Below are 22,289 nucleotides of genomic sequence, written 5' to 3'. Positions count from 1 at the left end.
CCTGTGGGACGTCACCGACCGGACCCACCCCCAGCCACTCGGCCCACTCCCCGATCACCACACCGACTGGGTGAACTCGGTGGCGTTCTCCGCCGACGGCCGAACTCTGGCCAGCAGCAGCCTCGATAACACAGTGAGATTGTGGAACCTGTCCGACCGATCAAAGCCCCGCCCTCTCGGCCAACCTCTCTCCGGCCACACTGGCGGGGCGAACTCGGCGGTGTTCTCCCCTGATGGCCGTACGCTGGCCACCAGCGCCAGGGATACCAGAATCCGGCTGTGGGACGTTACCGACCGAGAAAAACCTCAGCTACTCGACCCACCCCTGGTTGGCCACAAAAATACAGTAGGGCCTCTTGCCTTCTCCACCAACGGCCGCATTCTGGCCAGCGGCAGCTACGACAACACGGCGCTGCTGTGGGATCTGACCGACCGGTCCAATCCCCGACGGCTCACCCCACCCCTGACCGGCCATACCGACTGGATATGGTCGATAGCATTTTCTCCCGACGACCGCACTCTGGCCACCGGCAGCAAAGACAATAAGATACAGCTATGGGCGCTGTCAGGATCAGAAAACCAGTAAAATGCCACCCGATCCCCGGAATGCGTTCGGACGGGGCAGGATCGAAGCGAGGACGTCAACGTCACGGCCGTGATCGCCGGAATCCTTTGACCAGAGCTCACACCGGCGCGGGGTCCGTTCGCCGTCGGCCTCCGTGGCCTGGACGTCCACCGAGTCGGTGGCGGGTCGCCCACGCCACCCAAGCCGAGATCGAGGCCGAGATGCCCTGCCCACGCACCCAGGTCGTCGCGGCCGTCGAGCAGGCCCGGAAAAGGGGACGTTCCCACGACCGGATCGCCGCCAGGCCGGCCGAGGATTCCGCGTGGGGCTGAGGCACGCCCTGCTCGACGTCGCTCCCCTGCGTTCGTCCCCCGCCTTCCGGCGGTTGTGGATCGGGCAGACCCTTTCCGGCATCGGCGGTCAGATGGCGCTCGTCGCCGTGATGTTCCAGGTCTGGCAGACGACTCAGAGCACCGTGTGGACCGGGGCCGTCGGTCTGGCCCAGGCGGTCCCGCTTGTCACGCTCGGGCTCCTCGCCGGATCGATGGTCGATCGCGTGGACCGGCGGACGTTCTACCTGATCACCACCGGTGGGCAGGCGGCCTGCTCGCTCCTGCTCGCCCTGCAAAGCTTTCTCGGGCATCTTCCGACCGTCGGCGTGCTGGGACTGGTCGCGGCGCAGTCGTGCTTCACCGCCGGCAGCGGCCCGGCGTCGCGCACCTTCATCCCGTACCTGCTGCCCCGGTCGCAGCTGGCCGCCGGCCTGGCCCTGCGCGGGCTGGCCGTCCAGGGTTCCATGCTCGCCGGCCCCGCCCTGGGCGGGCTGATCGTGGGCTGGCTGGGCGTCGGCGGGTGCTATCTGCTCGACGCGCTCACCTTCGCCGCCGTCATTTTCGGCGCGTTCGGCCTGCCCCCGATGAGCCCCGGGGACGCGCCCGCCGCACCCGGCCCGCGCGGAGTGCTGGAAGGTCTTTCCTTCCTGGTCCGCACCCCCGTCATCCGCGGCGCCCTGCTCACCGACCTGGCCACCACCGCACTGTCGATGCCCGTCAGCCTGTTCCCGCTGATCAACGCCGAGCGGTTCGGGAACGACCCGCGCACTCTCGGCCTGTTCCTCACCGCGATGGCCGTCGGCGGCCTCGTCGCGTCCCTGCTCTCCGGGGCCTTCATCCGACTCCCCCGCCCCGGCCTGGTCATGATCTGCGGTTCCGCCACCTGGGGCGCGGCGCTCACCCTGTTCGCCCTGGCCCACGATCCCTGGGTCGGGCTGGCCTTCCTGGTCCTGGCCGGCGGCGCCGACACCGTCTCGGTGGTCTCCCGCAGCACGATCGTCCAGCTGCACACCCCCGGTGAACTACTGGGCCGCATCAGCGCCGCCGAGACCATCGTCGGGCAGGCCGGCCCGCACCTCGGCAACCTGCGCGGCGGCGTCGTCGCGGCCGCCACGACCGGTACGGCCAGCCTGATCAGCGGCGGCCTGCTGTGCCTCGGCGCCGTCGCCGTGGTGGCGGCCACCACCCCGGCCCTGCGCTGGTCCTCCGCGGGAACGCCCCAGCCCCACGCGGCCCCGGCCGGCCCCTGACCTCTCGGTGAGCTCCCGGGAGCTCGACACGCCTCGAAAGCCGCCCGGTCCAAGGCGGGCCGCCGGGGCCGAACCACTCCCGCTACCGCACCGCGTCCCACTCGCCTTCCTGCCAGTCCGCCGTCATGAGGTTTCAGCGGGCGGCGGCGAGCCTGTCGCCGGTTGGCGTAGCTGCTGATTGAGCCGCTGAGCCTCAGCAAGTTGATCTTCGAGGATGACGATGCGGCAGGCGGCGTCGATCGCGGTGCCCTGGTCGACGAGTTCACGGACGCGGGCGGCGATCCGCAGCTGGTAACGGGAGTAGCGGCGGTGGCCGCCCTCTGAGCGCAGCGGCGTGATCAGGCGGGCTTCGCCGAGGGTCCGCAGGAAAGCGGGCGTGGTGCCGAGCATCTCGGCGGCGCGGCCCATGGTGTAGGCGGGGTAGTCGTCGTCGTCGAGACTGTCGGCCGTTTTGCGTGTGCTTCCAGGGGTCATCGCGCCTCTCGGGACACGTCTAGGGGCCTTGGTGCCGTACGGCACCAAGGCCCCAGGGGGGTTCAAAACCATTTACCGGCCAGAACGCGCCGGACTCTGGAAACCGCATGCCCACCTGAGAGGGTGGCGATGCAGGGATCGGGTGTGCGTGACCGGGGACCACCTTCCAATCCGGGGCCTACGGTGACCGAACGAGCTGGATCATCGCTCGGCCGAGCCTGACGGCGCCTGCCCCCTCTCCATACAGACCGACTACCGGGTACTTGCCGGACTCCTTACGGTGATGCTCGGCGACCCGCCTGGCCGCCGCCCCGCTCGCGACAGTTCATGTCTGCCGCGACCATGGACTCTCTTGGCTACGAGATGAACTCTACCCAGGACGGCAGCCAATGTCTACCGTGGCGGCGACAGATTTTTCGGGATCGAGGACACAGCTGTGCTCCGGAGCCCAATCATCACCAGCGCCGGCCGGGGACGACGCGGGCGCACCTGCCGATCAGGCCGGCTGGCGGCGCGGGCGGTGGACGAGGGGCGGTTCGACCAGACGGCCGTCGTCGGTCCAGGCTCCGGACTGCTTGACCGTACGGAAGACCGGTGAGATCTCCAGGGTCTGGATGCCGTCGAGCTGGCCGACGCGGCGGGTGGTGAAGGCGTAGAGATCGGCCAGGTCGCGGCAGACGACGGAGGCCACCAGGTTGTGCCGGCCGGACCGGGCCGCGGCGAACGCGACCTCCGGCAGGTCGGCGAGCGCCTGGCCGGTCTCGTGCAGCCGGGCCGGGCTGACTCCCATGTAGAGGTGGGCCTTCGCGTTGTAGCCGAGTCTGGTCATGGCCAGGTCCATGTCGAGGTGCATCGTGCCGCTCTGCAGCAGCGCACCGAGCCGGCGGGTGACCCGGCCCTCGCTCATCCCCGCCGCGGCGGCCAGCTCCGCGTAGCTCGCACGGCCGTCGCGGGCCAGCACGGCGGCGATCGCCTCGTCAGCCGGCTCCAGCGGCACAGGCCGCGGCGCGGGGGCGGCGGCCGACGGGACGGCGGCAACGCGCAGCGCGGCCGTCTCGTCGGTGCCCAGATACCCGGCCAGCGCTCCCCAGTCATCGGAGCGCTGGCCGACGAAGTAGTGCAGCAGGACGGAGGCCTCGACGCTCAGGACATGGGCCGCGCGGGGCAGCCGGCGGGTGAGCAGGGTGTCGCGCTGCTCGGCCGACAGCGACCGGATCGCGAAGGTCACCTCGGATCCGCCCGCGGACAGGACCACCCATGCGATGTCGTCGCGCCGCGCCAGCGCCGCGGCCAGCGCCTCGGCGCTGTCAGGACGGCAGTGCACCCGGACGCTCCACGGATGCTCGCCCGTCGTGGCCGGGTTCAGAATGCCGAAGATCCGCAGGATCCCGTCGCGGCGCAACGCGCCGTAGCGCCGGGCGACCGTCCGTTCGGGCAGGCACAGCACGGCCGCGATCCGCGCGAAGGGCGCTCGGGGCGCGAGCTGCAGCGCACGGATGATCCGCAGGTCGTCCGGGTCGGTCACCACGTGCCGAGCCCGCGTCGTGTCGGATTCCCGCGGGACGGCCGTCGTCACGGCTGGAAATCTACACGGCGTGCCATATCCGGCGGTTCGTTTCCCGACGGCCGGCAAAGTGGAGACCGGCGTCGCGGGGCAGTCCCCGCGGGCGAGGTCGTCCAGGTCGCGGGGCCGACGCCCGGTCCGAAGGGACGTGTGAGGGTCGATGGAACGCAAATGGTGGACGCTCGTCGCGGTGCTGGCGTCGACGTTCATGCTCCTGCTCGACATCACGATCGTCGTCGTGGCGCTGCCCGACATCCAGCAGGAGCTGAACACCAGCTTCAGCGACGTGCAGTGGGTCGTCGACGCCTACGCGCTCACCCTCGCGGCGCTGCTGCTGACCTCCGGCTCGCTCGCCGACCGGTACGGCCGCCGGCTGCTGTTCCTCATCGGCCTGGGGATCTTCACCGCCGGCTCCGCGCTGTGCGCGGCGGCGCAGACGCCGCTGATGCTGATCGGGTCCCGGGCGCTGCAGGGTGTCGGCGGGGCGATCCTGTTCGCCACGTCGCTCGCGCTGCTCGCGATGAACTTCCACGGCCGGGAGCGCGGCATCGCGTTCGGCGCGTGGGGCGCGGTCGCCGGCGTGTCGACCGCGCTCGGGCCGATCCTCGGCGGTCTGATCACCAGCGGAGTGAGCTGGCGAGGGATCTTCTGGGTGAACCTGCCGGTCGGTGTGGCCGCGATCGCGATCGCGCTGCGGAAGGTGGACGAGTCGCGCGCCCCGCACGCCCACCGGCCGGACTGGGCCGGGTTCGCGACGCTGACCTCGGGGCTGGTCGCGCTCGTCTACGGGCTGATCCGGGCCAGCGAGGACAGCTGGGGCGACGGCGGCGTGATCATCTGTCTCGTCCTGGCGGCGGTGCTCCTCGTGGCGTTCGTCGTGGCCGAGACGCGGGTGGCGCACCCGATGTTCGACCTGTCGCTGCTGCGGATCCCGACGTTCCTCGGCGGCTCGGTCGCCGCGTTCGCGATGAACGGCTCGCTGTACGCGATGCTGCTCTACCTGACGGTCTACCTGCAGAACGACCTGGGCTACTCGGCGCTCGGAGCCGGCCTGCGGATGCTGCTCCTCTCCGCGACGGCGATGGTCGTGGCGGCCGCGGCGGGGCGGCTGTCGACGGTCGTACCGGTCCGCTGGCTCATCGGCCCGGGCCTCACGCTCGTCGGCGCCGGGCTGCTGCTGATGGCCGGCCTGGACGCCGGATCCGACTGGACGCACCTCATTCCGGGACTCGTCATCGCGGGCGCCGGGTCGGGTCTGGTGAACCCACCACTGGCCTCGACGGCGGTCGGCGTCGTGCATCCGTTCCGGTCCGGCATGGCGTCGGGGGTGAACACCACGTTCCGCCAGGTCGGCATCGCGGTCGGCACCGCCGCCTACGGCTCGATCTTCACCGCCCAGCTCGCGCACGGCCTCGACGACCGGCTCGCGGGCGTCCCGGCGCTGGCCGGGCAGGCGGACCAGATCGCCGACGCGGTGCACGGCGGCGGCGCGGGCCAGGTGATCGGCGCCGCCCCGGCAGCGGCCCGGCCCGCGCTGACCGACGCGATCCACGCCAGCTTCGCCGGTGCGCTGAACGACCTGTTCGTCACGGCCGGCGTCCTGGCGATCCTCGGCGGCGCCCTGGCCCTCGCCCTGATCCGCGGCAAGGACTTCGCCGCCGTCCCCCAGCAGGCCCCGCCAACCGGCGCGAGCCCGACTGGCACGGACTCAACCGGTACCGCCCCGACCGGTGCCACGCCGGCTCAGGCCCCTGCCGGGGACCAGAGCCCGCCGGCAACTCCGGCTCCGGGCCAGACACCAGCCGAGTCGAGCAAGCCCGCAACGTAGGCCTGGGCCCCTTCAAGGAACGTGGAACCTCAGGGAACGTGGAACCGTCACACCGAAGGGACAGGCCGTCCTGGGACAGATCGAAGACTGCCAGGACGATCAGTTCCAGACCCCCGAACCGCGCCAACACAGAGCCCACCGGCCCGTCACGAGACGCCATCCCCCTCTTCCCGCACGAACTTCGTTGCGCCGCCACCGCCGCCCGGTGACAGTGAACGAATGGAGTGGATCTCCATCACCGGCTCCTGGCAATACCTGCAGGGCAGCAGCGATCAGCCCGGACTGTGGAACAACCAACCAGCGCAAGGATCCCTACCCGTTCCGCAGACAGCGCATCTCTCCGGCCTGCTCGCTCGGCACACGACCACCACGAACCGATGCTGGTTCGCGGTATGGCGAGGATTCGGCGCACTCGTCGTACCCACCGTCGGAATCCCGACCGTCGCCATGACGCACCGTCCCATGGTCCTGCTGACCGGCCCGTTGACCGCGGCGACCACATCGCTGGAGCATCCACCCTGGGATCAGCGGGCCAGCCTGTGGTGGCCCGAGGACCGTGCATGGTGCGTCGCCACCGATGTGGACCTGATGACCACCTACGTCGGCGGCAGCCAGGCCTGCATCAACGCTCTCACCGCGGACGATCGGCTCGAAGCCATACCCGTCCAGGCCGACCAACGGATCACCTGGGACAGCGACAGCATCAACCCGACCCCGCCGCGCACAGCCCACTGAGCGACTCGTCCCACGCGGAGCAGAGCCGGCGGCTGGCCTCGACGACCGCCTGATCGGAGATTGACGAGCAGTTCCTCCGGCGGCAGCCCCGTGCGATCGGCCTCGGCGAGTGGCGGGGTTCCTGTCACTCTCCATCAAGGCACGCGAAGGCGGGCGGGATGAGGTTTCAGGCAGCGACATCGACGGATAATCTGCACATGAGTCCTGCCGGGATGACCAATCTCGATGAGCCGAACGAGCCAGAAACAATCATGGTCGAGACGCTCTCCGACTGCGGCCGGATCGTGGAGACCATCCGCGACAGGGGCCCCGTCATCATGGATCTACGCGCCATCGAGGCCGCGGATGCCCAGCGGGTTCGCGACTACGCCATCGGCGCGGCCTTCGTGCTTCGCGCCGAGGCGTCCTCGCTCGGCGTCGGCGTCTACCTGGTGGCCGGACAAGATCTGCCCCCGGAGCAGGAACGCCAGCTCCGTCACCGCTACGCATCCTGACCGACTCCGCCCGTGCCCCGACAGCCACGGCGGACGTTGCTACAAAAGGCCGATTCCCCGGGCCCCAGAGGCGCCGCAGGCGCCCCGTCTGGGGGCTCGGGGGACGTCCCCCGACCAGCATTACGGCTGCGCCGCAGGCGATCCAAAGGATCGACAAGCATGCGGAACCAGCGCGCGGGCGCGGCAGGGATCGACCTGCGACCACCCGCTTGTAAGCGGATATAGGGCTAACGCCGTACTTCACCTGCATAGATACAGGTCACCGCGGAGCGTCGGGCCCACAATTGAGTTGTGTCTAAACGATCTCTATCGACACGGTTCCGAGATACCCAACATGACGAAAATCACACACATCACAGCACTGCCGGATCTCCTGAACGAGCGCAGACAGGATCACGGCATGGGAACGCAGACCTTTCCCCCACGAGTCTCGCGCTGTCAGGCGACGTCGAGCCAGGCACGGAGGGCCTGCCGGATCACCTCACTGGCATTCGTGTGGTCAGCAGCCGCGCGACTCGCCAGGGCCGCTCGCAGCTCCGGATCAAGCCGCACCGGCACGACCTCGCCCGGCGCCGACCCGATCGGCCGCCGCCCACCCCGGCGCCGCAGAAGCTCGACGTCATAGCCGGCCTCAGCCTCCCCAGCAAGCCGCGCCACGAGCTCGTCAGTAACTGGCACCCCACCTGACGTGGGGACACGCCCTGTCTCGCCTGTCATCTCACCCCTCCTCATCACGGCAGGAGACCCCGATACTTCGGACGCGTACGCATCGCATGGATGATCAGTTCGGTGCCATCGTCAAGGAGCAGGACGACGATCTCCAGAAGGTTGCCCGACCTATCCGGACCCAGCCGAAGCTCCCGCCGCGGGTTCTCGTCGTCGAGCGCGAAGGCGACCAGGTACCTCACAGCGGCGTGAAGGATGTCGGCGTCGGCCACTCCGTGCTTACGCGCCGACCGGTGGATCTCCACATCCACCATCGTAATACGAAACCTCGACCTGCAGCCGGACCGCCATAGAGGGCGCCGGGACCGGACCAGCGCGCCCCACCGAGATCACCCGGAACGGATCCGATGAACCGGTCGCCAGCCGCAACCGCCAGGAAGCACCGACGACGCAGGTTCGGCGCGCGACGAGCGACCGTCGCGCGGCGTGTACGCCCTGCCGCGTCGAGCGGCGCGCAGGGGCCCCCTTCCAGGGAGTATCTGAGGGCATCCCGGCGTGCTGGATGGGTCCAGGCGACAGCCCTACGACTTGCGGGCGACACCGATGACATAGGCCCAGAAGCCGCCCTCGGTCGACTGGGCCGGGTCCTTACTCAGGCCGACACGCAGGTTGCGGTCAAACACTGGTCCGCAAGGCTTGGACAGGCTGGGCCGCATACGGCTGACCCCACCCACAGGATTGTGGTGGCCGCGGGTTCTTTCAGGACAGGCCCCGTTCAACGGCTTCGAGAGTCGATCCACCGTCGGAGTTGAAAGCGATCCTGGCCGTCGGCGCGCCGGCATGAACGAGGTTGACCACGGCCTCGAAGAACTCCAGCAGCGGCTCAGGCTTGCGGACACCACCGCCGATGACAACGACATCCCACCTTGGCTGGCGACCGCCCGCTCGATCCGACCCACGGCCGACTCATCGAGTGGGACAAGGAGTTGCTCCCCTAGATAACCGGCTTCCTGGACCGATTCGAGACCGTACGCGAGACCCCGGTCAACCTCCTGGGCATCAATACCTGGCAGCGCTTTCGGGTGAGAACCGACAATCAGGACATGGGTGGCAGCCATCTCGACAGAACAGGAGGCACGGTCGCCGGGCCCGATGCCGGGACCAGGGGCTTGGCCGCACTCCCCAAAGCACTGAACCCGTACACACCACGCCCAGGGCCGTGGTCAACTACCTCATGATCGCGCACTTAAGTTGTGTCTGAGCGCTGCACTCTCCACGCCGACCCGAGAATCGATCTTTACGAGGTTCGGAGCTAGGAGACACTTGTCCCCCGGCAGACATACATGCTGGTCAGGAGCCCGGCCAAAGGATCGACAAGCACGCGGAACCAGCGCGTGGGCGCGGCAGGGATCGAACCTGCGACCACTCGCTTGTAAGTTACTCCCCCGTTAACGCAGAGCTGACCTGCATTGTTGCAGGTCGCCGGGCACCATACGGGGTCGAGTTAACATCTCCCACGGCGGTGCCACACGCGCCTTACAAGGGCGCCTGACCGCCGGAGATACCCATGCACGGCTCTATACCCTCGACCCCATCGGCACATGAGATACCTCACAGCGCGACGGAACATCGAGGTGTCGACACGAGCCCCAAGCAGGCATCCGCTCTCCCCCTGGCGGCGCTGCAGCCGAGCGACAACGACCTGGCGCAGGCGCAGCGGATCTGCGCCCCGCACGACACCCCCGCTGCCGTCCAGCACGCGGCCGGCACATACATCTCCGTCAGGGCCGAGATGCTCGCCGAGGAGCTCGACGGTGACGCCGTCGATCTGATCGCCCGCCTGGTGCGCGAGATGGCCGCCGGCGCCCGTGTGGCACGTGCCCGTCTCATCGAACTGCGCGGCTCCGCATGAGCCGCGCCGGCGGGCACGAGCGTGGCGCTGGCGGCCGCTACGCCAGTCAGCGCGTGCGCGATATCGCTGCCGACCCGCACGGCACTCGCGAGCAGCGCCGCGCCGCCCGCAATCTGAGCATCAGCTGCCCGCTCGGATGCGCGAAGTGCCGCGCGAACGGCACCCCCCTCGCCAAGCAGGCGGCCGCCACGGCGCCCACAGGGGATGGGACGGCGTGATGGACGCGATGGGCATCCAGGCGCCGGTTTCCGTGCCGGAGTCGGCTCCGGCACGGCCCGGAGCTCTGAGGCGGGCGCTCGGCCGCCGGCGGGCGCGGCGGGCCGCGCGACGCGCAGACCAGAGCGCGGCCGCAGCCGCAGCGCTCTACACCGCGCTGCAGGAGTGGGCGGATGGGTCGGACGAGCGGGCACGGTTCGTCCGCGCACTGGCGACGGAGTGCCGCGGTGTGTGGCTGCGGGAAGCAGCAGCCGGCAGGCTGCGCCGCTGGTTCCTGACCACGGACCACGAGGGCATGAGCGATCTCGTCGTGTCGGTAGATCTCGCTGGGCTCCGCCAGGCGTTGCGCCGTGGGCGGGTCGCTGGCGAGCAGGCGAACCTGGCCATGCTGCGGCGCATCGTCGGCTGATCCTTGGCACGACGAAGCCCCACCCGGAAGGGGGACTACCAGGTGAGGCGTCGCCGCGTCTGCCATCGACAGCGGCAGGTTACCGGGCTCGGTGTCGCCTGCCCTGGCGCTACGGCGCGTGTCGGCACCCGGATATGACGCAGCCCCGCCCGTGTTCCCCATCAGGCGGGGCTGCGCTGCGGATGCCCCCCGCAGACAGGTGCATCCACCGGCAGGCTAGCCCGCACCCCCGGGGCTGGACACGATGAAACGCTGGCCTGTCCCGCACACATGAGGGGCCCGGTCGCCCCCCTGCGGGTGACCGGGCCGGCGGCGCCGGGTTCGAGGTGCGGCGACGCGGCGGTGACGGTACCCGCCATTCCAAGGTCACCCCGGTGACCAGCGCGGCGCGCCGTCAGACCCCGGACACGACGAAGCCCCGCCCGGGGACACGGACGGGGCTTCGTTGCAGATGCACCGGGAGGAGCACCCGCCCGCAGGCTAACCCGCGCTGTTAGGACTGGACATGACGAAACGCCGGCCACCCCGGGTGGGGTGGCCGGCGCTGTCGTTCGCGGCATGGTGCGCCTGGTTCGGCGCCTGTCGGGGTTACCGGGCCGGGTTGACCGGCCCTTGGTTAGTCGGGTCGAGGGAGGCCGAGCCGGTGATGCCGCGGTTCGCGCCGATGGCGCTGAGGATGACGTCGCCGGCGGCGCCCGCGGCCGCGCCGGCCGCAGCGGAGAGGAGAAGCCGGGCGGTGGAGATGTCGCCGGCGGCGGCCGCCGCGGTGATAGCGGCCAGGCTGGCGCCGAACGAGACGCCGGCCGCGCGGGTGGCGCGCTCGGCGAGGTCGCGGGCGGCCGCGGCGATGCGGGTGAGGACGTTACGCACGGGGTTCCTCCAGGGCTATCGGGACGCGGTGGACAGGCGGCGTGCGGCGATTTCGGCGTAGCGCTCGTCGCGTTCGATGCCGATCGCGCGGCGGCCGAGGGCGGCGGCGACCAGGAGGGTGCTGCCGGAGCCGGCGAAGGGGTCGAGGACGACGCGCCCGGGTGGGCAGGAGTAGCGGATCAGCGGGGCGAGGATCTCCCGCGGCTTCTCCGTCGGGTGTAGCGCCTTCCCCCGGAGGCTCTTCGCGGGGATAACGCTGTGGACGAGGCGGGTGCCGTCGTAGAGGTAGGTGGAGGCGCCCATCCCGGAGAAGTGCGGGGCCTTGTCCGGGCCGGAACGCGAGACCGTGCCGACCTTGAGCTTGGAGACCGGGTTGGGTTCCCACTGCGGGTCCTTGTAGATCTCCCGCCATTTCCCTCGGTACCAGTGCAGTGCGTACTCGTGGACCCGGCGGAAGCGGTCGGCGACCGGGCCGGTGCCGGTGGCTTTCTGCCAGATGATGTCCTGGGAGAGGCGCCAGCCACGGAAGTCGTCGAAGTGCTTGAGGAACATCCGCATGCTGCCGAAGCACCACATCGATGCCGCGGCGCCGGCGGCCAGCCCGGGCCAGCCGTCGGGCCATACATCCCAGGCGAGGCTGATCTCGCCGTAGGGAGGGTCGGTGACGATCGCCTCGGCGGTCAGCTGGTCGGCGTACTCGGCGAGGAGTTCCAGGCTGTTGCCGTGATACAGGGTGACCTGGTCGTTTTGGTAGTAGGGGGTGGGTAGCCCCATCAGGTTGGGGTGACGGTGTACGTGCGGGGCGCGGCGAACGCCGCCAGGACGCTGTCGAGCCGCTCGAGTAGCGCGCCGGCGACGGCGGGATCGGCGCCGGTGCCGCCGGCGAGCAGGGTCCGGATCTCCCGGAGGGCGGTCTCCTGGGTGGCGGTCCAGGCGCTGAACGGCCCGCCCAGGAAGTTCTCGATCCGGGCGATCGTGGCCTGGAGGTCGCCGGCCTTGTTGTAGGTCTGCGCGAGGACGTCGCCGACGTCGCCCTGGCGGACGGTGGGCTTGACGTCGCCCATCTGCGCCCAGAGCGCGGCGAGCGTCTTCGCCGCAGACCGGTCCGCGATGGTGTTGATTTCGGCCTCGGTGAGGGGCACGTCTTCCTCCGGGGTCGGTGTGGTGGGTCGGCCGAGCGCGGCGGCGAGGATGTCGCCGCGGCGGTTCGCGCGGATCGTGCCGGGGCAGGAGTGGCCGCCCCAGGCGGCGCCGCCCATCCGGTGCGTGCCGATGCCATAGCCGGACGGCGAGTCGGTGACCTCGGCGCGCCAGCCGAACTCCCGCATCCCCCAGGCGAAGAACTCGCCGAGGCGCTGAACCTGGATGGGTGTGTAGTCGTCGGTGTCCCGGCCGGCGCACTCGCAGCTGATCCAGGAAGCATTTCCAGCGCCCTGAGCCCAGGCTTTGTCGCCGAACACGACGTACTGCTCGAAAATGCCGTCAACCGACAGCCAGAGGTGCGAGCTGACCTCCGCGTCCGGGTTGCTGAACCAGCCGAATGGCGGACTGGTGCCCATCTGGACATGTGGGATCAGGCCGCGGGTGGGCTGGACCATCCCGCCGGAGCTGTGGTTGATCGGAATCGGGCGCCAGCGGGCGCCCGGGTAGCGGGTGGGGTAGCTCGTCACCGGAGGCCTCCCAGGGACCAGATGCAGGCGCTGGCGGCGACGAGCGCCAGGGCGATGAGGAGCGCGGCATAGCGGAGCCGGTCCGCGGCCTGTTCGGCGGGAACGCGGCCGACCGGGCCCATCCCGCGGGGAGGGGGGGTGCCGGCTCTGGTGTGACGGTCGGTCCAGGTGGCCCGGTCGATCTCGCGGCACGGCTCGCCGTCGCGGACCTCGTCCCAGAAGCGGGCCATGGGCTACCCGCGCTCGGCCGGGGGCCGCGACTTGGGGGGCGGGGCCAGCGGCCCGAGCTCTGCCGGGCAGCCCTTCCTGATGTATGCGTCGTAGGCGTCCCAGCTGATGGTCAGGGTAACCGGCCCGGCCGACTCGGGCAGCCGCTCAGCGAGCCGGGTCATGTCCCGTTTGAACGCGCAGTCCGCGCGTACCTCGACGCGCAGCTGGCGAAGCGCACGCTGGGTGTCGCGTACGTACCAAGCAGCGAGGACGGCGAGCAGCGCGGCGAGTAGGACGGCGCCGATCCGGCCGCGGACCGAGCCGATCACCGGGCCACCACCAGGATCGCCGTCAGCCCGAGGCAGCCGGCGGTGAAGAGGAGGGTCCAGGTCCATCCTCGCCAGACGGTGGCCGCGGCGGCGGTGGGTCGTCGCGCGCCCCGCGCCGGGCCCGGTCGATCTCCCAGGCGTCGGGCAGTCCCATCATGAGAGCGCAGACGCCGACGATGATCGGCCGCTCGAGGCCGGTCGCGAGCTCGTGGATGACTCCGAGGAGTCCCACGACGCGTGAGATCGCCTCGAAGATCCCCGTGGCTATGGTCGACCATCGGCGCATGTCCCCTCATCTGTCTGGTGTCGTGCGGGCGGCGCGGCCGTGAGGCCGTCAGATGGTGTGGAATTCGCCGCAGACGATCAGCGCGTCGCCGTTGCCCCAGGTCCAGGGATAGGTGGCGTTGGCGCCGGTCGAAGTCGTCGAGCCGAAGATCATGCGGCTGAAGGTCGTCGCGGACATGACGGTGAGGCCCGCGAACCGCGTGAACGGGGCGCTGTCCGTGCCCAGCGCAACCCCCAGCTGAGGTGCGGTGACGTCGAGGGTGACCCCGGATGGGAGGCCGATTTCGATGACGCCGGCGACGGTGGTGGTGCTGCCCCAGACGATCTGCGCCAGGACTTTGATGACGCCGCTGTTCATCCACCGGTACCAGCCGACCCGTGTCCCGTTACCGATGCTGAGGTTGGTGAGGGACGGGATGTAGGGGGTTTTCGGTCCGCCGGCGACGCCCTGCAGGTCGTCGGCGTCGACGAACGAACCCGCGTAGAAGTTCGGCGGGACAGGCTGTGTCACAGGGGTCTCCCGGTCAGAGGGCGATGCGCATGGGCCGGGCGAGGCGGACGTCGGTGCCGGTGGGCCAGGCCCTGCTCACGGTGTTGATGGCCCGGGTGACGGTCAGCCGCTGCACGGTGATCGTCCGGAAGTCGTCGAACGACAGCGTCGGGTTGACGTTGGTGTTGCCGGCAAAGTACGAGGCGACCAGGCCGACCCGGCCGGTGTCGATCATGTCGGTGGTGACGGTCGTGCTGATCTGCCAGAAGCCCGGTTCGGCGTCGGCGTCGGGCCAGAGGCGGCCGAGGACGGTGTGGCCGACGACGCGCATGCGCAGCCACACGGCGGCGCCGGGGGTGTAGCTGATGCCCGGGTCGGCGGTGGCGAGCTGGGTGCCGGCGCGGGTGACGGAGAGGGTGAGTGCGCCGGTGGTCTCGGCGTGCACCCGCACTCGGTAGAACGCGGTGGTGCTGACGTAGCGGGCGAGGATCCCGGCGAGGACCGCGGCGCCGGTGCTGGTCTGGGGGATGACGATGCGGGTGAGGATCTCGACGTCGCCGAGGTCGCCGACGAGCGTCTGGTGTCGTACGGCGGTGGAGGTGAGCAGGATGGTGCCGACGCCGGCGGCGACACTGCGGTCGCTGGCGGCGCCGCCGGTGTCCTGCCAGGCGCCGCCCACATCGGGGGTTCCCCAGCTGTTCGCCACGGTGCGGCCGAACGCGTCGCGGGCCCAGTTGTCGACGGCGCTCACCCGCACGACCTCGGCGCCGACCCGGGCGTCGAACGGGTGCTGGCCGGCGACCGCGTCCGGGCCGGCGGAAGGCGCCCAGGGCCGGCGGTCGTAGGTCGGGTCGAGCTGGGTGGCGACGACGAGTTCGGTGGCGTTCTGGGTGGCGGCCGCGGCGAGGGCCGAGCCGCTGGTGTCCGCGCGGGTCGAGTCGGGATTCCCCCACACCCCGGGCAGCCACGGGCTCCCAGGGGTGCAGTTGATTTCGACGTCCCACTGATCGACGTTGATCGTCTCGGTGTAGCCGCGGGCGATCAGTTCGACGTCGTCCGGGGGGATCCACGGCGGCGGGTTGATCAGTTGGACGCGGTCGAGGAGGTCGAGGTCGACCACGTCGTCGACGAGGTGCGGGGACGCGAGGAGGTCGACGCGGATCGTGGGGTAGCGGGCCTCGTCCACCGTGCCCAGTGCCATCCGCCAGGCGGCGTGCGGCTCGGTCTGCTCGTCGGCCCGCAGGTTGAGGGTGATCCCGGTGTCGTACCGGCCGGCGCCGGCGGGCGGGGGCTGGACTGAGAGCCGGCCGACCTCGAGCGCGACCCGCGCGGACGCGCCGGATTTGCGGGTGACGGTGACGTCGTTGACCAGGCCCTGGTCGTCGTCGACGGGCCGCAGGTAGGGGGCGATGTCGCCGGCGGCGTAGTCGAGCTCGAGCGCGACGGGCTGGTTGTAGACGGTGCGCCGGCCGCGTAGCCGCAGGCCGAGGGTGTGCCGCCGGTCGTGGAGCAGGCCGCCGTCGACCTCGCCGGTCTCGGCGAGGACGTCCAAAAATGTCGCGATGGGCTGTGGTCCCATCGCGTCCGCCGTGTCCTGCGCGCCACCCACCACGACGGGTACCGCTTCTTCGGCGCCGACGCGGATGATCCGCGCGGCGGCGGTCTCGCCGGTGTACCCATGGTCGGCGGAGGCGTACAGGTCGACGTCGGCGTCGTTCCACACGCTGATGTGGCCGAGCTGCAGGCCCTGGTATCCCTCACCCGGGGTGCACTGCCAGGCCGTGACCACGCCGAGGGTGCCTGCGTACGGCGTGATCGGGAAGGAGCTGAACGCCCCACCGATACTCAAGAACAGGGGCGAGATTTCGACGTTGCCGCCGTTCTGGCGGCCGAGCAGCGCGATCCGCGCCCAGGAGCCGACGAGTCCTGCGACGTTGGCGCTGCCGTCGTAGCCGACGCCGTAGACCAGGCCGCCGGCGGCGTTGTACCCCTCGAACCGCACGAACAGGCCCGGGCCGTAGGTGAGGATTCGATGGTGGACCACGGTGCCCGTGGCCCGGACATCCATCAGCGTCGTGTACGTGCCGACAGGCAGCTCGTCGACGCGGTAGACAACCTCGACGCGCCATTCGCCTGTCTGCCGGTAGCTGGGCACCAGGCCGGTCGCGGCCGCGGGGTAGCCGATCGCGGGCAGGGGCTCGGATCCAGCGCTGGCCTCCCCGGACGCGAACGTCCATCCCGACGGCACCAGCGGGGCGACGCGGGGCAGGGGTGAGGCGGCGTAGGTGGCGGATGCGCCGTCCTCGCACGGCCAGTAGGCGACAGGCAGTGCCGGGGTGCCGCTCATCAGCCGGCGCCGCAGCGTGGACTGCAGCGGGCTGGCGCCCTGGCCCAGGCGGCGGGTCACCCCGGCCGCCTGGAGGGAGACCTGCACGTCGCGGCCGGACAGGTCCCATTCGGTCGGCCAGGCCGCGACCTCGCCGGCGAACCGGGTCCGGTAGTCGGTCACCTCCGCGTCGCCCTGCACCGTCCAGACCCGGCCAGCGGAGTCAGTGAACGAGGTGGCGCCCGGGGTCTGCACAGTCAGATCGGGAGCCGCGACCAGGGTGCCGCCGATCCCGTTGCGGATCTGCGCGCCGTAGACCCGGCACGTGCCCCCCTGAGCGAAGGCGCTGGGCGTGCCCAGGTCGACCGGGGCGGTGCCGGCCGCGTAGATGCTGGTGACACCGGCCTGCACGACCGAGCTGATGAGGTCCCACGGGCCGTTCAGCGACTGGCCGCGGAAGAAGTTGATGGTGCGTCCGCCGCCGCCGTGGTCGACGTCGATGGTGACACGGACGATCACACGGCGGTCCCGGAACAGGTCGAACACCGGCACCGTCGAGGTGGCGCTGCGGTAGGTCGCGCTGGTCCCGTCGGTGGTCCACTCGAAGACCAGCCGGCCGTCGGCCGCCAGGTCGAACAGCCAGCAGCGCTCGTTGCCGGCGTTGTTCCACCTGGCGGCGAGAGTGAGCCAGCCATCGCGGCCGACGCCGTCCGCGGCGCAGTCGACGCGGACGTCGAGGTCACCGGCGATGTTGAGGGCGCTCACGCCTGGGGTGGTGATCCGTCCCGTGTCGAGGGCCAGGTGCGTCGGGCCCTGGCGCACCTGCACCCGCACCGGGGTGTTACGGCCGAGGACGCCGTAGTACGGGCTGTACGGGTTGCGCGGGCTGTACTGGCCGCCCCGGTTGTTCAGGCTGAACGAGCACGCCGACGGATCGGCGCGCGGAGCCTCGTCGGCCTGCCCGTGGCGGATCACGACCGGGTTCCGCACGAACACGTCGTCGGTCACGTCCACCCACGCGGAACCGATCCGCAGCTGGGCCCGCGTCTCAGGTCCCATCAGCCGGCCCCGAACGCGGTCTGCACGGACCCGCGGCCGTCGATCTTCACCATGCGACGGACCAGCCGCTTGAACTCCTCGTCAGCGCCGGTCACGTCGAGGACCACCCGGCCCTGACCACCACCGCCACCGGAGGTGACGCCGCGCGGGAGCGGGGTGACCCGGGCACCGCGGGGCAGGTCGAGCAGCTCGGGGCCGGCGTCGCCGACCACCGCGGGGCCGCCGCGGCCGATGATGCCGCCGGCGGCGAGTAGCGGAATGTCAGGGATGCTCCAGCTTTTCCCGCCGAGCTTCGGCACCCAGCCGGGCACACTGAACCCGACCTTGCCGACGCTGTTGTTCCAGGCCGAGGCCACCGCGTTGAACGCCGATTTGAACGGTGCATAAATGATCTGTCCGACGGGAGACAGGGCGGAGCCCAGGTTTCCCGGCAGATCTTTGAACCAGTTCAGCACCCCGATGCCCGCGTTTTTGATCTCGGTCCAGTGCGTGACGATCTGGATCACCGCCGCACCTATCGGCCCGGTCAAAATGCTCAGCACAAGCGGCCAGTTATCCCGCACCCAGCCGAGAGCAGCGGACGCCCCATTTCGAATAGAATCCCAGTGTTTTACTATCTGCCCAACCGCAATTCCAACGGGCCCGGTCAAAATCTGAAGCAAAAGCGGCCAGTTATCCCGCACCCAGTTATAGACAAACTGTATCGCGGTCCAAATACCCGAAAAGGCGCCGTTGATTATCTCGCGCGCCGTTTCGGATTTCATGTACAAGGCGACAATCCCGGCCGTCAAAGCGACAACGGCTATTATGATCAAAGAAACGGGATTGGCGGACATCGCCGCGTTAAAAGCCCACTGCGCGGCAGTCCCGATAGCCGTGGCGACCCGCCAGGCGGTCTGCGCGGCCGTCCAGGCGGTTGTGCCGACCCGCACCGCGAGAATCGCCCCGGCCAGCACACCGAGGACAATAATGAGCGGCTGAACAAATCCTCGGTTTTGCATTCCGAACTGCACGAATGTTCCGGATATCTCGCCGAGCTTCTGCATGGCGGAACGTTTGAAGGTCTCCAGCGCCCTGGCCGGGTTCTCGGCAATCGTGGTCATGGCAGCGTCCGTGCGGCCGGCGATGTTATCCATGCCGGCCGACGCCGCGGCAGTCGCCGGGTCAAGCGCATATAAAGCGGCACCAAGCGTGTTAGCTGGATCACCGAACAAGGCAGCCGCAGCGTTCAGTTTCGTCTGCTCGTTCGAGGTGCCACGCAGCGCATCCATGGTCATCTGCAATGCCTGCTGCGCGGCAGGCCCACCTTGACCGATCATCCTGGACATGTCGGCCGCGTTCAGGCCGATACTTTGGAAGGCGGCCTCGACCGAGCTGCCGCCCTTGAGCGCGGTCTCACCGAAAATACCGATCGCGTCGGCGACCTGATCGGCGTCACGGGCACCGCCCTTCAGGCCCTGCGAAATAAGACCGGTCATGGTCTGGCCGTCGACGCCTACCCGGGCGAACAGGGGCGCGTATTCGTTGAAGGTCTCCAACAGGTCGCCGGCCTTGTCACCGGAGCCCTGCAGGCCGGCGACGACGATGTCGAATGCCTCATCAGCGTCGGAAGCCAGGCCGTTGCGCAGCAGGTTCCCGACCGCGGCGGTGGTCACGCCCAGGTCCTGATCGAAGGTTTCGGAGACCATCAGGGCCTTGGACGCGATGCCTTCCAGCCCACCCTCGGCCCCCTCACCGAGATCGCCAATGTTCTGTTGCACGCCCTTAATCGCGAGGCCGACCGTGTCGAGGGAGTCCCCCCACCCGTCGGCGTACACGTCGCCCTGGACCCTGCCGAGCTCGGCGGCGCGGTCCCCGCTCGCGCCGAGCTGGGCGGCGAGCTTGTCCCCGGCGGCCTCGGTTTCCAGGCTCTGTGTGATGCCGGCGGCCAGGCCGGCGCCGACGCCTGCGCCGATGGCGGTCGCGGCGGAGGAGATCCGGTCACCCATCCGGGTGACGGTCGATTCAGCCCGGGCCATCCCCGCTTCGAGGTCGCCATCGAGGTCGTCGGCGTCCCCGGCGATCCGCACCAGAAGGGTCGCGAGCCGGCTGGTTGTCGCCATGACGCCGCCCTTCTGAAGTTGTATCGGTGCCGCCCAGCGCCTTGTTCATCGAGCGGACGGCGGCAAGTTGGTCTTCCCACGTCTGGGGCTTGTGGTCCCATTCGAGGAGGAAGTCCGCGAGTTTCTTCCGGACGCCCTTTTTGCTGGCGAGCATGTTGGTGATGGTGGCGGCGATGAGGGCCGCCTGGTAGTCGCCGCGGACGGGGCCGAGCGGGCCGTGTACCTGCTCGTAGGCGGCCCAGGCGGTGATTTCGCGGGAGTCGATGCGGGCGAGGAGCTCGCCGACGGTCATGCCGCCCAGGGCGAGGGCTAGTCGGTGGTGGAGTCCTCGTTCTGGGCGCTGTCGAAATCCTCGGTCAGCTCGCCCAGATCGTCCTCGGACAGGCCGCAGAGCTTCTGCGCGGCTTCGAAAAGGCGGTCGATGGGCTTGGCGTTGCGCCGGCCGAGCGCGGACAGGTCCGCGTCGCTGAACATCGGGGCTCCGGTTTCGTCGACCGCACACAGAATGATCAGTTTGGCGCGGGCGTTGCGCATGTTGACGCGCCGTTCCCGCCCCTTCTGGATCAGGCAGGACTGCTCGAAGGCGTCGCGCTGGGCGCCGGTGATGGATCGGAGCCGCACGGCGCCGCCCCATTCCGGGCATTCGACGTCGACGGTCTTGCGGTCGTCGGCATTGAGGATCGCGTCGCGACCGAGAAGGGCCATGTGTCAGCTCCCGAGGGTGGTGAGGTTGGGCTTGCCGCTGACCTTCCAGGTCGCGCTGCAGGCCACCTTGTCGTCGTGGGGATATTCCGGCTCGACGTTGGTGAGGACGAGGGCGACCTCCCAGCAGGTCTGAACCGCGTCCGGGAACACGACCTGGTAGTTACGGGGACCGTCGTCGTCAAAGTCCTCGTGAAGGCTGGTGTGGGTGTCCTCACCGGTGTCGTAGTTCATGTCGATGCTGATTTCGCCGCCGTCTTTGATCCCACCGATGAACTCACGCCACTGCTGCGGGGAGCCGTGGGAGGTCATATCGAGCGTTTCCCGCTCCATACCGGGACCGGAAATGTTGGTGACGTAGGCGATCGGGGTGAAAACTTCGCTGGGAGCTCCGTTGCCCCGGCGGAGCTCGGTACCGAAGGCGTCCATGCCGCCCATTCAGACCTCCTGAAGGATCGTGCTGGTGATGCGGAACCGGAGCACGTGGTGGCGGATCCGGGGGTCCGGGTCGGGCAGTGCCTGGGCGAACTCGAGCCGGGTCGATATCCACCTGCGGCCGGTGATGGTGAGCGGCTGGTGGTCGAGGAGCGCGACGAGCCGGTCAACGATCGCGTTGCCTTGGGCGTAGCCGCGGATCTCCGTCCAGACGTGGAGGGTGAGCAGCGTCTGCCGGCCGTATCCACTGTGGGTGTTGTCCGGGGTTTCGATGGCCTCGCCGAGCGTGATGTACGGGCGGCGGGCGGTTTCGGGAACGAAGTCGAAAACACCTGTGATCACGGGTCGTCGCCCATCAGGATCGGGTCGGCGGTGAGCAGCTCGTACACGGCGCGCTGCACGGGGCCGAGGCTCGCCGCGGCGGTCGGCGGTACCCAGGGCACGGGGATGACGCCGCGGGCGTGCGGGGCGAGCTGGACGGTGCCGGCGGCCGCCGCGCTGGTGCGCCGGCCCGCCGCGCCAGCGCCCCGGGCGGTCAGCGTTCCGGAGCCGGTGCCCTGTCGGGTGGTGGTGATGATGGCCGTGCCGAGCAGGATCCCGCCGGCGGTCGCGGAGGCCCGGTGCCCGGCCGGCCCAGCCGCGGTCCCGACGGCGCTGAGGCCACCTCGGGTGCCGCCGGCGGCCACGCGAACCGGTGTGACCGTGCCGCGCAGCTGCAGCGCGCCGGCGGCCGCGGCCGTGGTGACCCGGGTCGCAGCCGCTCTTCCCGCCTCGGTGACAGCGGCGCCGGTGTCAGCTGGCCGGCCGCTCGTCAACGCCGAGGCTCCGGCTACCGCCAGGGCGGACGCCGCGTCCGCCCTGCCTGGTATCACCGGGGTGCCGTTCACCGCGGGGACCATCGACAGCGCGCTGGCTGCGGCGGCGGCCGGGGCGGTACGGACCGCGGTGACGGTGCCGACGAGCAGCAGCCGGCCGGCCGGCGCCGCGGTGCCCGTCCGGCTGGTGGTGGTCGCGACGGCGAGCGCCAGGCGGGCGCCGGCGGTGCCACCCGCGGCCCGGATCGCGGTGGCCGCCGCGGCGACCGCGGGACGGGCCCCGGGCGCCGAGCTGGCCGCGTGCACGCCGACCACCGCGCCAGCGAGGCCGGTTCGACCGGCCGGGCCGGCGGGGGCGGTGCGGCGGGCGGTGGAGGTGCCCGCGGCCGCGGCCGCGCCGGCGGTGCTGCCCGGCCGGGTGCCGGCGGTGGTGGTCTGGGCGGCGGTGAGGAGGGTGCCGGCGGCCTCGCTGTCGACGTCGCCGGCCGGGTCGGCCTCGCCGATGCCGTACGGTCCCAGCCCGAAGCGGCGGGTACCGAAGCCGGCCACGG

General features: G+C 70.3%; 25 protein-coding genes. 8 read left to right on the top strand and 17 right to left on the bottom strand.

Annotated elements, in window-relative coordinates; genetic code table 11:
• Positions 1-586: WD40 repeat domain-containing protein (locus B056_RS40745; protein ID WP_195905923.1), on the top strand; the 586-nt coding region annotated here is incomplete at its 5' end.
• Between the two features lie 301 nt (positions 587-887).
• Entirely contained in the window at positions 888-2,147 is a 1,260-nt protein-coding gene (locus B056_RS0117275; RefSeq protein ID WP_018503117.1) for an MFS transporter, read from the top strand.
• A gap of 123 nt (positions 2,148-2,270) precedes the next feature.
• Here the strand turns inward: B056_RS0117275 and B056_RS0117270 are convergent, their stop codons facing one another.
• Positions 2,271-2,621, bottom strand: a complete 351-nt coding sequence (locus tag B056_RS0117270) for a MerR family transcriptional regulator (RefSeq protein ID WP_018503116.1) — start codon at positions 2,619-2,621, stop codon at positions 2,271-2,273.
• Positions 2,622-3,117: 496 nt separating this feature from the next.
• A complete protein-coding gene (locus tag B056_RS0117265) occupies positions 3,118-4,197 on the bottom strand; it encodes an Lrp/AsnC family transcriptional regulator (RefSeq protein ID WP_018503115.1) in 1,080 nt (359 codons plus the stop codon).
• Positions 4,198-4,345: 148 nt separating this feature from the next.
• On the opposite strand from B056_RS0117265, the gene B056_RS36960 reads away from it, so the two are divergent.
• The 3 genes from B056_RS36960 to B056_RS0117250 all read left to right on the top strand — a co-directional run bounded on the left by B056_RS36960 (position 4,346) and on the right by B056_RS0117250 (position 7,242).
• Positions 4,346-6,013, top strand: a complete 1,668-nt coding sequence (locus B056_RS36960) for an MFS transporter (protein ID WP_018503114.1) — start codon at positions 4,346-4,348, stop codon at positions 6,011-6,013.
• 219 nt (positions 6,014-6,232) lie between these two features.
• On the top strand, positions 6,233-6,748 hold the full coding sequence (locus B056_RS42840; RefSeq protein ID WP_154677090.1) for a hypothetical protein: 516 nt from the start codon (positions 6,233-6,235) through the stop codon (positions 6,746-6,748).
• A gap of 212 nt (positions 6,749-6,960) precedes the next feature.
• The gene (locus B056_RS0117250) at positions 6,961-7,242 is read left to right on the top strand and encodes a cell division protein SepF (RefSeq protein WP_026239798.1); all 282 of its coding nucleotides are present in this window, start codon (positions 6,961-6,963) and stop codon (positions 7,240-7,242) included.
• Between the two features lie 438 nt (positions 7,243-7,680).
• On the opposite strand, the gene B056_RS0117245 is transcribed toward B056_RS0117250, so the two are convergent.
• Positions 7,681-7,959 (bottom strand): ribbon-helix-helix protein, CopG family, encoded by a 279-nt coding sequence (locus tag B056_RS0117245; RefSeq protein ID WP_195905922.1) that lies wholly within the window; start codon positions 7,957-7,959, stop codon positions 7,681-7,683.
• Between the two features lie 14 nt (positions 7,960-7,973).
• Entirely contained in the window at positions 7,974-8,222 is a 249-nt protein-coding gene (locus B056_RS0117240; protein ID WP_195905921.1) for a hypothetical protein, read from the bottom strand.
• Positions 8,223-9,475: 1,253 nt separating this feature from the next.
• Here B056_RS0117240 and B056_RS0117230 point away from each other — a divergent pair.
• Genes B056_RS0117230 through B056_RS0117225 form a run of 3 tightly spaced genes read left to right on the top strand, consistent with a single transcriptional unit; the run spans position 9,476 to position 10,445 of the window.
• Positions 9,476-9,820 carry a hypothetical protein gene (locus tag B056_RS0117230; protein WP_018503108.1) on the top strand — a complete coding sequence of 115 codons (345 nt, stop codon included), beginning with the start codon at positions 9,476-9,478 and terminating at the stop codon, positions 9,818-9,820.
• A 53-nt stretch (positions 9,821-9,873) separates the two neighbouring features.
• Positions 9,874-10,038: a hypothetical protein gene (locus B056_RS44485; RefSeq protein WP_230203039.1), complete on the top strand. Its 165-nt coding sequence runs from the start codon at positions 9,874-9,876 to the stop codon at positions 10,036-10,038.
• A complete protein-coding gene (locus B056_RS0117225) occupies positions 10,038-10,445 on the top strand; it encodes a hypothetical protein (protein ID WP_230203070.1) in 408 nt (135 codons plus the stop codon). Before B056_RS44485 ends, B056_RS0117225 begins: the two co-directional genes overlap by 1 nt.
• 588 nt (positions 10,446-11,033) lie before the next feature.
• Here the strand turns inward: B056_RS0117225 and B056_RS0117220 are convergent.
• The 13 genes from B056_RS0117220 to B056_RS0117155 all read right to left on the bottom strand — a co-directional run bounded on the left by B056_RS0117220 (position 11,034) and on the right by B056_RS0117155 (position 22,287).
• Entirely contained in the window at positions 11,034-11,315 is a 282-nt protein-coding gene (locus B056_RS0117220) for a hypothetical protein (protein ID WP_018503106.1), read from the bottom strand.
• 15 nt (positions 11,316-11,330) lie between these two features.
• Complete coding sequence (locus B056_RS0117215; protein ID WP_018503105.1) at positions 11,331-12,089, bottom strand: DNA-methyltransferase; 759 nt, start codon at positions 12,087-12,089, stop codon at positions 11,331-11,333.
• The gene (locus B056_RS41975) at positions 12,089-12,913 is read right to left on the bottom strand and encodes a peptidoglycan recognition protein family protein (protein ID WP_084647187.1); all 825 of its coding nucleotides are present in this window, start codon (positions 12,911-12,913) and stop codon (positions 12,089-12,091) included. Before B056_RS41975 ends, B056_RS0117215 begins: the two co-directional genes overlap by 1 nt.
• A 68-nt stretch (positions 12,914-12,981) precedes the next feature.
• On the bottom strand, positions 12,982-13,215 hold the full coding sequence (locus tag B056_RS0117205) for a hypothetical protein (protein ID WP_018503103.1): 234 nt from the start codon (positions 13,213-13,215) through the stop codon (positions 12,982-12,984).
• A 3-nt stretch (positions 13,216-13,218) separates the two neighbouring features.
• Entirely contained in the window at positions 13,219-13,524 is a 306-nt protein-coding gene (locus B056_RS0117200) for a hypothetical protein (protein WP_018503102.1), read from the bottom strand.
• Between the two features lie 334 nt (positions 13,525-13,858).
• The gene (locus B056_RS0117190; protein ID WP_018503100.1) at positions 13,859-14,320 is read right to left on the bottom strand and encodes a hypothetical protein; all 462 of its coding nucleotides are present in this window, start codon (positions 14,318-14,320) and stop codon (positions 13,859-13,861) included.
• 13 nt (positions 14,321-14,333) lie between these two features.
• Positions 14,334-17,684 carry a hypothetical protein gene (locus B056_RS0117185; protein WP_026239796.1) on the bottom strand — a complete coding sequence of 1,117 codons (3,351 nt, stop codon included), beginning with the start codon at positions 17,682-17,684 and terminating at the stop codon, positions 14,334-14,336.
• Complete coding sequence (locus B056_RS39530) at positions 17,684-19,786, bottom strand: phage tail tape measure protein (protein WP_018503099.1); 2,103 nt, start codon at positions 19,784-19,786, stop codon at positions 17,684-17,686. The genes B056_RS0117185 and B056_RS39530 overlap by 1 nt, the downstream gene beginning before the upstream one ends.
• Positions 19,689-20,078: a phage tail assembly protein T gene (locus tag B056_RS40735; RefSeq protein WP_076784714.1), complete on the bottom strand. Its 390-nt coding sequence runs from the start codon at positions 20,076-20,078 to the stop codon at positions 19,689-19,691. Before B056_RS40735 ends, B056_RS39530 begins: the two co-directional genes overlap by 98 nt.
• Before the next feature lie 17 nt (positions 20,079-20,095).
• Positions 20,096-20,491 (bottom strand): hypothetical protein, encoded by a 396-nt coding sequence (locus B056_RS0117170; protein ID WP_018503097.1) that lies wholly within the window; start codon positions 20,489-20,491, stop codon positions 20,096-20,098.
• 3 nt (positions 20,492-20,494) lie between these two features.
• Positions 20,495-20,926: a phage tail tube protein gene (locus B056_RS0117165; RefSeq protein ID WP_018503096.1), complete on the bottom strand. Its 432-nt coding sequence runs from the start codon at positions 20,924-20,926 to the stop codon at positions 20,495-20,497.
• Positions 20,927-21,265 carry a DUF3168 domain-containing protein gene (locus tag B056_RS0117160; protein WP_018503095.1) on the bottom strand — a complete coding sequence of 113 codons (339 nt, stop codon included), beginning with the start codon at positions 21,263-21,265 and terminating at the stop codon, positions 20,927-20,929. It lies immediately after the preceding gene.
• Positions 21,262-22,287 (bottom strand): hypothetical protein, encoded by a 1,026-nt coding sequence (locus B056_RS0117155; protein ID WP_018503094.1) that lies wholly within the window; start codon positions 22,285-22,287, stop codon positions 21,262-21,264. The genes B056_RS0117160 and B056_RS0117155 overlap by 4 nt, the downstream gene beginning before the upstream one ends.
• Between the last annotated feature and the right edge of the window lie 2 nt (positions 22,288-22,289).

The organism is Parafrankia discariae (assembly GCF_000373365.1).
Lineage (GTDB): Bacteria > Actinomycetota > Actinomycetes > Frankiales > Frankiaceae > Parafrankia > Parafrankia discariae.
The sequence above is the reverse complement of the archived record's forward strand: the minus strand, read 5'-3'. Positions and strand labels throughout refer to the sequence as shown.